This is a genomic window from Candidatus Aquicultor secundus (assembly GCF_002791875.1).
GTDB lineage: Bacteria > Actinomycetota > Aquicultoria > Aquicultorales > Aquicultoraceae > Aquicultor_A > Aquicultor_A secundus.
The window spans coordinates 28,003-37,505 of sequence record NZ_PFNG01000214.1; the positions used below are offsets into that span (position 1 = coordinate 28,003).

10 protein-coding genes are annotated in these 9,503 nt (G+C 51.1%); all 10 read right to left on the reverse strand.

Annotated features, from left to right (window positions below; genetic code table 11):
• On the reverse strand, positions 1 to 281 hold a 281-nt coding region (locus COY37_RS09135), incomplete at its 3' end, for a transcription antitermination factor NusB (RefSeq protein WP_286977326.1).
• A 5-nt stretch (positions 282 to 286) separates the two neighbouring features.
• Positions 287 to 1,630, reverse strand: a complete 1,344-nt coding sequence (accC, locus tag COY37_RS09140) for an acetyl-CoA carboxylase biotin carboxylase subunit (RefSeq protein ID WP_286677997.1) — start codon at positions 1,628 to 1,630, stop codon at positions 287 to 289.
• Positions 1,631 to 1,666: 36 nt separating this feature from the next.
• Positions 1,667 to 3,505 (reverse strand): acetyl-CoA carboxylase biotin carboxyl carrier protein, encoded by a 1,839-nt coding sequence (gene accB, locus COY37_RS09145; RefSeq protein ID WP_286677998.1) that lies wholly within the window; start codon positions 3,503 to 3,505, stop codon positions 1,667 to 1,669.
• 204 nt (positions 3,506 to 3,709) lie between these two features.
• Positions 3,710 to 4,267, reverse strand: coding sequence for an elongation factor P (gene efp, locus COY37_RS09150; RefSeq protein WP_286677999.1), 558 nt, complete (start codon positions 4,265 to 4,267; stop codon positions 3,710 to 3,712).
• A 49-nt stretch (positions 4,268 to 4,316) separates the two neighbouring features.
• On the reverse strand, positions 4,317 to 5,408 hold the full coding sequence (locus COY37_RS09155) for a M24 family metallopeptidase (protein WP_286678000.1): 1,092 nt from the start codon (positions 5,406 to 5,408) through the stop codon (positions 4,317 to 4,319).
• Positions 5,409 to 5,498: 90 nt separating this feature from the next.
• Positions 5,499 to 5,948 carry a type II 3-dehydroquinate dehydratase gene (aroQ, locus tag COY37_RS09160; RefSeq protein WP_286678001.1) on the reverse strand — a complete coding sequence of 150 codons (450 nt, stop codon included), beginning with the start codon at positions 5,946 to 5,948 and terminating at the stop codon, positions 5,499 to 5,501.
• Positions 5,949 to 5,952: 4 nt separating this feature from the next.
• Entirely contained in the window at positions 5,953 to 7,044 is a 1,092-nt protein-coding gene (gene aroB, locus COY37_RS09165) for a 3-dehydroquinate synthase (RefSeq protein ID WP_286678002.1), read from the reverse strand.
• A gap of 119 nt (positions 7,045 to 7,163) precedes the next feature.
• A complete protein-coding gene (locus COY37_RS09170) occupies positions 7,164 to 7,676 on the reverse strand; it encodes a shikimate kinase (RefSeq protein WP_286678003.1) in 513 nt (170 codons plus the stop codon).
• Positions 7,673 to 8,827 (reverse strand): chorismate synthase, encoded by a 1,155-nt coding sequence (aroC, locus tag COY37_RS09175; RefSeq protein WP_286678004.1) that lies wholly within the window; start codon positions 8,825 to 8,827, stop codon positions 7,673 to 7,675. The genes COY37_RS09170 and aroC overlap by 4 nt, the downstream gene beginning before the upstream one ends.
• Before the next feature lie 165 nt (positions 8,828 to 8,992).
• On the reverse strand, positions 8,993 to 9,503 hold a 511-nt coding region (locus COY37_RS09180), incomplete at its 5' end, for a hypothetical protein (RefSeq protein WP_286977331.1).

The following is a 9,503-nucleotide window of genomic DNA, read 5'->3' on the forward strand; positions in this document are numbered from 1 at the left end:
TCCTCATATAGCAACTCGTACAAGCCTATCCTGATCAAGTTGCGGTCCACAATCGGCATGCGATCCAGCGTCCAGTTGTCGGTATGCCCGCTGATAATCGAATCGATCTGCTGCGTGTGTTTTTCAACACCCTCAACCAGCTCAATCGTAAACTCGCTCGGCTTCTCACCGCGAGCAAGCTTACGGTTCTCAAGAATTTGTTCCAACGGTTGGCCTGTTATTTCTTTTTCATATAGGATTTCCAGCGCGTCTTTACGCGCCTTCCTTCGTTCTGATATCATGCTTCCTATTCGTTTAAAAACCCTGAGATAAAATCGGTGTAGACTTCCCCTTTCCTAAAGAAAGCGTTGTCCAATACCCTCAGGTGAAACGGGATCGTCGTCGCAAGGCCCATAACTACACACTCTTCAAGTGCCCTGCGCCCCCTACTAATAGCTTCATTTCTGTCTTTTCCCCAAACTATCAACTTCGCAAGAAGCGAATCGTAATAATTCGGAACATCGTAGCCGGTATACAGATGACTATCTACCCTTACCCCGGGCCCGCCAGGAGGATTATACAGGGTAACTCTTCCGCCCGCCGGCATAAAGTCCCTCGATGGGTCCTCCGCGTTGATCCTGAACTCTATTGCATGCCCGTTTTGCTTGATGTCGTCCTGGGTATAGCTAAGCTTCTCACCTGCAGCTATTCTTATCTGCTCTTTTATAATATCAACGCCCGTCACCATTTCGGTAACCGGATGTTCGACCTGCACTCTAGTATTCATTTCCATAAAATAATAGCTGCCGTCCGGCTCGACCAGAAACTCGATGGTGCCCGCACTCGTATAGCCGACCGCTTGAGCAGCCTTTACCGCAACCTCACCCATCTCCTTGCGCTTATCGGCGCTTATCGATGGCGAAGGCGATTCCTCGATCAGCTTTTGGTGCCGGCGCTGTATCGAACAATCACGATCCCCCAGGTGAATAATGTTGCCGTGCCCATCCGCCAGGATCTGAAACTCAATATGGCGCGGCCGGGCAACATATTTCTCCATATAGACATCATCGTTTCCGAATGCGGCCTTAGCTTCAGATTGCGCCATCCGGAGGAATTTTACCAGTTCTTTTTCGTTCTGGGCGATCCTCATGCCTCTACCGCCACCTCCGGCAGACGCCTTTATCATGACGGGATAGCCGATCTTCTCTGCCTCGATCAGCGCTTCTTTATCGCCGCTGACCGATCCGATGGTACCCGGAGTGACCGGTATACCCGCTTCAACCATCCTGCGCCGTGCTTCCGACTTATGCCCCATCGCTTCAATCGCCTCAGCCACCGGACCAATAAACATTATATGGCATGATCTGCAGATATCGGCAAATTGGGGGTTCTCCGCTAGGAATCCGTACCCCGGATGAATCGCATCGGCGCCGGTTACTTCAGCCGCGCTTATGATGTTCGGGATATTAAGATAACTCCTATGACTCTGGGCCGGACCGATACAAATCGCCTCATCCGCAAGCTTGGTATGCAGCGCCTCTACATCGGCCTCGGAATATATTGCAACCGTAGGGATATCAAGCTCTTTGCAGGCTCTGATGACCCGCACGGCTATTTCACCCCTGTTGGCTATAAGAACCTTCTTAAACAAACTACTCTCTCCTGTTAATAAAGCTAAATAAGATTACTAGCCGAGTGGCTCGTAGAGGAACAACAACTGGCCGTACTCAACCGGGTGACCGTTTTCAACAACCACCTCGCGGATTACTCCCGGCTCCTCCGCCGCTATCTCGTTCATAAGCTTCATGGCTTCAACGATACACAGCGTCTGCCCTTCGCTGACCTCGTCACCTACTGAAATAAACGGATCTACATCGGGCGACGGGGCCGCATAAAAAGTTCCGACCATCGGGGCAACTATTTTCTTCCAATGTGGTGGATAATTATCCTGGGTTTGAGCTTGGGTTTGAGTCGAACCGCCGTTTCCGGAGACCGGCATCGCACCATCTACCGCAAGCGCCAGCCCTTTTCTAACCGATATTTTTACGCCTTCTTCTTCAACGGTCACCTCTGCAACGCCGCTCTCCTCAACAAGCTTTATTAATTCACGAACTTGGTTTACATCCATATATCCGTCCTCCTTGACGGCCCTTATTTCCTCGCTCATCATGAAGACGGCTTTCTCAGCGCCTTCGACATGGGCCGCCAGGTATTTACGCGCCTCATTCGGGAACAATGCATACGTCAACACATCTTCCTCGTTCCTCGCCAGGTCCCCGACAGCCCTTGCATAATCCTCGAACCTTTCGGTTATTAAATCGGCAGGCCGGGTTGTCAGCGGCGTTTCATCCCCAAGGATTTTAGCCTGTATCTCTTTATCGATGGGGCCCGGAGCCCGCCCGTAAAGTCCTTTAACGTATTGTTTCATCTCATCCGGGATTATCGCCCAACGTTTTCCGGTCAGCACATTAAGAACAGCCTGTGTTCCAACGATCTGGCTCATCGGCGTAACCAGCGGCGGATATCCGACCTCCGCCCGCACTTTTGGAATCTCCTCTAAAACCTCACCCATGCGATCCAATGCTTTTTGCTGCTCGAGCTGACTGTACAGGTTTGAGAGCATGCCCCCCGGCACCTGGTGCGAGAACACCTGCATGTGGGTGATCGATGTCACGCCCCGCTGGAATCCCCGTTTTGCACGGATATCCTCCCAATATTTTGCGATATCAAAAAGCTTCTCGAGCTCAAACCCTGTGTCGTAGGGGGTATCCTTAAGCGCTGCGGCGATCATCTCAATCGCCGGCTGCGAGTTGCCGAACGCCAGCGGAACCGTCGCCGTGTCGATGATATCCACGCCGGCCTCGATAGCTTTCAGGTAGTTCATCGGCGCCATGCCGCCGATATAATGACAGTGCAGGTCGATCGGCACGTCGACTTCTTTGCGGAACCTTTCAACCAGCTTAAACGTCCTATACGGCGTCAAAAGCGCCGCCATGTCTTTTATGCAAATGGAATCAACACCCATCTCAACCAGCTCAACCGCGGTTTCGACATAATGCTCAAGGGTGTGAACCGGGCTTATCGTGTAACATACCGCCCCCTGCGCGTGCGCCCCCGCTTCTTTTACCGCCTCGATGGAGACCCTTAAATTCCTGGTGTCGTTAAGGGCATCGAATATCCTAAAGATATCCATGCCATTTTTGGCCGATTCAAGAACAAACCTGCGCACAATGTCGTCTGGGTACTGCTTATACCCGACCAGATTCTGGCCGCGAAGCAACATTTGCAGCGGGGTTCTCGGGGCATGCTTCTTGATAACGCGGAGCCTGTCCCACGGGTTTTCATCAAGAAAACGGAGCGTTGCATCAAATGTCGCACCGCCCCAAACTTCGAGTGAGTAGTACCCTATACGGTCGATTCTATCCAGAATCTTCAGCATATCATCCGTGCGCATACGTGTAGCCCACAACGACTGGTGCGCATCTCGCAACGTAGTATCGGTAACCTTAACTGCTCTTGCTTTCATACCCACCTGCTCTAAATCTTAGATAACCCCGCCTTTGAAAAAAGACGGGGTATCGTTGTTATTATACAGCATTTGCGCTTGTCGGTGAAGAACTTTTATACCACATAAAGCAACGCTTGGTTCTTCATCGCGGCCATCGTGCCCGTATTATACGGGCATCCCTGGTGATGTAATTGTAATAGAAAGCCGGCCTCTCCGTAAGAACTAAACCCTTGTTATGTAATCGCCTGTCCTGGTATCGACCTTAATCATGTCGCCAACGTTAATAAACAAGGGCACCTGTACCACGGCCCCCGTCTCCAGGGTTGCGGGTTTGGTACCGCCGCTTGCCGTGTCGCCCTTAACACCGGGTTCCGTATGGGTAACCTCAAGCTCTACCGCCGTCGGCAACTCAATACCCAACGCCTGGCCCTCATGCATCGCGATAAGAACGTTCATGTTCTCTTTCATAAACTTCGTCTCGTCCTGCAAGAACGATGCGGGAAGGCTTATCTGCTCGTATGTCTCGGTATCCATAAAGACGTAATCGCTCCCGTCATTGTACAGATACTGCATCGACCGCCTGTTGACCATAGCCTGCTCGACTTTTTCACCCGCCCTAAACGTCTTATCGACAACGCCGCCCGTCTTAAAATTCCTGAGTTTCGTACGCACAAATGCCCCACCCTTACCCGGCTTTACGTGCTGAAACTCAACAATCTGAAACAAGGTGCCGTCAAGCTCGATCGTCATTCCATTCTTAAATTGATTTGTCGAAATCATTCGTTAACCTCCGAATTAGCAATAATATTAGCAATAACATAATGATATTTTACAATTCCAGCAGGTCTTTCGTCGAGAGGGTCAGGACTTCGCGACCACTCCGGGTCACAACAACAAGGTCCTCGATCCTCACACCACCGAAACCGTTTATGTAAATTCCCGGCTCAACCGTGACAACCATGGCCTCAGCCAACATCGCCTCATTTCCCTTGGCAAGCGTCGGCGCCTCATGAACATCCAGGCCGACCCCGTGCCCAAGGCTGTGGACAAAGTTCTCACCGTAGCCCGCCTCAGCGATAATATCCCGCGCAACAGCGTCCAGGTCCCGGCATACCTTACCGGGCACAACGGCATCAAGCGCAGCAATCTGCGCCTCCAATACCTTTGCATAGATATCTTTTTGCTTCCCGCTCGCCCTGCCGATAACAACCGTTCTCGTCATATCCGAGTGATAGCCATCCACGACAGCGCCAAAATCAAGCGTTACAAAATCGCCTACTTCAATTTTCTTAGAGGATGGGGTAGCATGCGGTACCGCAGAGTGGATTCCCGACGCGACAATAGTATCGAAACTCGGGCGCTCGGCCCCATGCTTGCGCATAAAGAAGTCGATCTCGATGCTTATCTCGATCTCGGTCATCCCCGGTCTTAAAATCCCGGTGATGTAGTCGAACGTCGTGTCCCCGATCGCGGCGGCATCGGTAATTTTGGTTATCTCGTGCCTGTCCTTTACCTCACGAACCGGCTCAATAAGCCCCGCCACCCCCACCAGCTGGATAGCATCGAACTCCTTAACCAAACGCTCATACTGCTTAACCGTCACATGCGTGGATTCAAACCCGACCTTCTTAACCCCCGACCCTTTAAGGAGGGCCACAATATCGCCATAAGACGGCTCCGTCCACGCAGTAATCGTATCGACTACGGCAGATTCCATCGTTTCTGCAAGATATCTCTTATCAATAATAAGCGTCGATGTGTTCGCATCGACGATCAACATTACCTTGGCCCCCGTATAGCCCCCGTTGGAGCCGCTCAAATAAAAAATATTGCGAGCATCGCTTACCAACAGGGTATCTATCTCGGCCTTCTTAATACGCTCCCGTAGCTTATCAAGCCTTTTATTATAGCTAGGCTGCATGTCCCCAATCCTCTAGTTGTCTTTACAACAAACCTTGGTCTTACAGCTAAGGTAATTAGCAATTAGCGATGAGTAAATGCAAAACGATCGTCATTCGCTAATCGCTGCTTTTATGATCTCAACCGCAGCCCGCACCGCCAGCACATAGCTCTGCGGGCCGAACCCGGCGATCTGTCCCACCGCAACCGGCGCCGTAACCGACGTATGCCTGAATTCCTCACGAGCGTGGATATTTGAAAGGTGCACTTCAACCGCCGGTATCTTAACCGCCGCCAGCGCATCGCGCACGGCGATACTATAGTGCGTAAAAGCGGCCGGGTTGATTATGATGCAATCGACCCTTCCCGCCGCTGTCTGAATCCTATCAACGATATCGCCCTCGTAATTCGACTGGTAGAATTCCACATCAAGCCCACAATTACCAGCCTCATCTTTAATCATACCGTTTATCTCGTCCAGCGTTACCGTTCCGTAAACCGCCTCTTCCCGTTTCCCGAGCAAATTCAGATTGGGCCCATGGATAACCAGTATCTTCCCCATCTTCTTATCCCTCTTTCAAAAATTCGCTGAGCACTGTAATTAAAAGGTTCTCATCAACGTTCTTAACAACAGGATTTCCAATTCCGTCAAGCAGCACAAAATTATGCCCGCCCATCGCCCGCTTCTTGTCCCGCTGCATGACTTTTACCAGCTCTATCGCATCCGCTCCCGATACCGAGATCGGCAGCCCATACGAAGAAATAATCCGCTTATGAAGCTCGACCGTATCCTCATCTATCATCCCAAGCGTCTTACTTAGCCGGGCGACAAATACCATGCCAACCGCAATCGCCTCGCCGTGCGAGTAATCATACCTGGTAGCCGACTCGATTGCGTGTCCGAGGGTATGGCCGTAGTTTAGAAAAGCCCTCACCCCGGCGTCCCGCTCATCCATCTCGACAATCTCCGCCTTAATCGAGCAACACGTCTTTACCACATCGGACAACACGTCTACCTGCTTATCAAGCAAATCCCCGTGCTTCTCTTGTATCAGCCCCAATAACGGCCCGCCCTTTAAAAAAGCGTATTTTATAACTTCAGCCATACCCCCCGCAAAATCCCTATCGGATAATGTGTTCAGCGTGGATACGTCGATGTATACGAATGTCGGCTGATAAAAAGCACCTATCATGTTCTTACCCAGCGGATGATTTACGGCGACCTTACCACCGACACTGCTATCGACTTGCGCCAGCAATGTCGTCGGTATTTGAACAAAAGGCACGCCCCGCTCGTAGGTGGCCGCGATAAATCCCGCTAGATCCCCTACAACGCCACCGCCCAGCGCGATAACGACGTCCTTTCTTTCAAAGCCCTTCTCTATAAGCTCCCCGTAAATCCGCTCGGCAACGCCCAGCGATTTCGCATCCTCGCCATCCGGGACAAGAATCAGCTCATAATTAATCGCCTCAACCGATAATGACTCAATTATAAGAGTCCCGTAAAGATCCCATACCGTAGGATTAGTAATCAGGGCAACCCTAGCGGCACCAAAAAACTCCTCGAATTTTTCAACAAACCCGTGGTATATCCGATCGCCTATATAAATTGGATAACTCCTGTCGCCAAGCGCGACATTAACAACCTGCCGTATCAACTAAACCTCTCCGCTCTCTTCTCTCTCTTCTACTTCTTTTTATTTCTCTTTTGTTTCTGTTCTCTTCCACTTCTGTTCTATTACTATTCAACTACTCAATTGATATTCAATTGCTTGTTCTATTTGTTTTTGAGCGCTTCCATAATGCAATCGACAACGCTTCGAATCGTTTTACCTGACGTATCAATCGCAATATCCGCAATGCTTTCATATTGCGGTTCTCTCTGCTTGAGCAATCGTCCTATCTCGGCTTCCGGGTCCTCGACATTAAGAAGCGGGCGCTGCTCACCTGTTTCACCTACACGCCTGAACAGCTCCGGTGTCCCGGCCTTGAGGTACACAACGACCGCCCTCCTCTTCAGCTCCAGCCTGTTCTCCTCCCGCAACGCTATTCCTCCGCCACAGGCAACAACCTTTCCCTTGCCGGCAAGGACTTCCTTAAGCGCCACCGACTCAATCCTGCGAAAGGCCTCCTCACCATCGTTTTTAAATATTTCCGGGATAGACCTGCCGGTCCTCTTTTCAATAAACATGTCGGTATCGACAAACGAATAGCCGAGCCGTTTTGCCAACACATGCCCGACAGATGTCTTCCCGGAGCCCATAAACCCTATCAAAGCGACGTTAATCAAACTTCCAACCTCTTCAGATAGCGGTCATAAGCCGCTTTGGTGTCCTCCATAGCGTCACCGCCAAACTTACCGATCAAGGCCTTAGCAATCTCAAATGCCACAACCGCCTCACCAATAACCGCCGCTGCGGGAACCGCGCACACATCGGACCGTTCCTTTACCGCATCCACCGACTGCTTAGTAGCAATATCAACGGTCTTTAGCGGCTGCATCAAGGTGGGAATTGGCTTCATCGCAGCTCTAGCGATCACAACCTCGCCATTCGTCATGCCGCCCTCGATACCGCCGGCCCTGTTTGTCTTCCGGTAATACCCGCGCCCTTTCTCGTAAAATATCTCATCATGCGCCAGCGACCCCGGCTTTGCCGACACATCGAATCCCTCGCCTATCTCAACACCCTTAATCGCCTGGATAGACATCAGAGCACGTGCAATATTCCCATCAAGCTTCTCCTCCCACGAGGCATAACCCCCAAGGCCGGGAGGGCACCCGTACACCAAAACCTCAAACACGCCGCCGATCGTATCCTTAGCGCTGCGTATTTTTTCTATCAACTCGACCATCCTGCCGGTAGCCTCTTTATCAAAAGACCTGGCAGGAGACCTGTCTATCCGCTCAAGATCATCCGGTAGCGGCAGCTTCTCAGTGTTCGCCTCGACATCACCGATAGATATAACATGGCTTACTACCTGTATCCCGAACTCCGCCAACAATAACTTAGCAACAGCGCCCGCAGCAACCCTCGCCGCAGTTTCCCGTGCGCTCGAGCGCTCAAGAATATTTCGTATATCCTTTTGTCCGGTCTTCAAAACTCCGCTCAGGTCGGCATGCCCCGGTCGCGGCTGTGTTACCACTTCAGCCTTACCCGATATTTCCTCAACCGACATCCTTTCCAGCCAGTTCTTCCAATCCCGGTTATCGACCTTAAGCGTTATAGGGGAGCCAAGCGCTTTACCAAATCTCACACCGCTCAACACTTGAGCCGTATCGGTCTCTATCTGCATACGCCCGCCTCTACCAAACCCTAACTGCCTTCGGGCCAGCTCCTTATTTATCGTATCTACCTTTATCCCAAGGCCGGCCGGAACCCCTTCAATAATCGCAAACAAAGCAGGACCATGCGATTCACCGGCCGTTACGTACCTTATCACTCAGCTCTTCCCTCCAGATTATTTTCCAATAAGTATAACTTATCATACTGCCTATCTCCACTAACAGACATAAAACAAAAGCCCGGCAAACCGGGCGTTAAGTTTAAACATCGATTAAAATATCCTTAACCAGAGCCCCATCGATTCAGGCTCCGGGCTTTTATCCTATTTAATAATCTCATCGCCAACCTGCAACGTCAGTCTATCATCGCCGTAGAGAAGCGATATACTGCCATCACCGATATCGGTTACTTTGAAAGGCGAACCCGCAATCTGATCCCCTTCCTGAACCGTATACTCCTGTGCTTTGTATATAACGGTTGCATACTTTACACCACTTATATCGGCAATACTTTTCAGGGCGAGTGAGTTCGAGCTTGGTGTAGTATCAGCACTCTGCCCGACCTGTACGCCGCCCAGGAAACCCGCGCCGCTAGTATCGCTTACCGTAGTGGTCGGCTCTGAGAGCGGAGTAAATGGGTCCCTGTAGCCTGTTATATCGGGCTCGATCTCCACGGTATCAGTAGAGTTTACCGTGCCGGTAGAATTCGCCGTGGTCGTGCTTGTAGAGGCTGTGCCTTCCACTGAAGAGGACGTCTGTGTGCTAGATACCCTAACTGCGGGTTTTATTACTGGTTTTTGAACCGCCACATTGGTAGATGGCCCACCAGGCGTT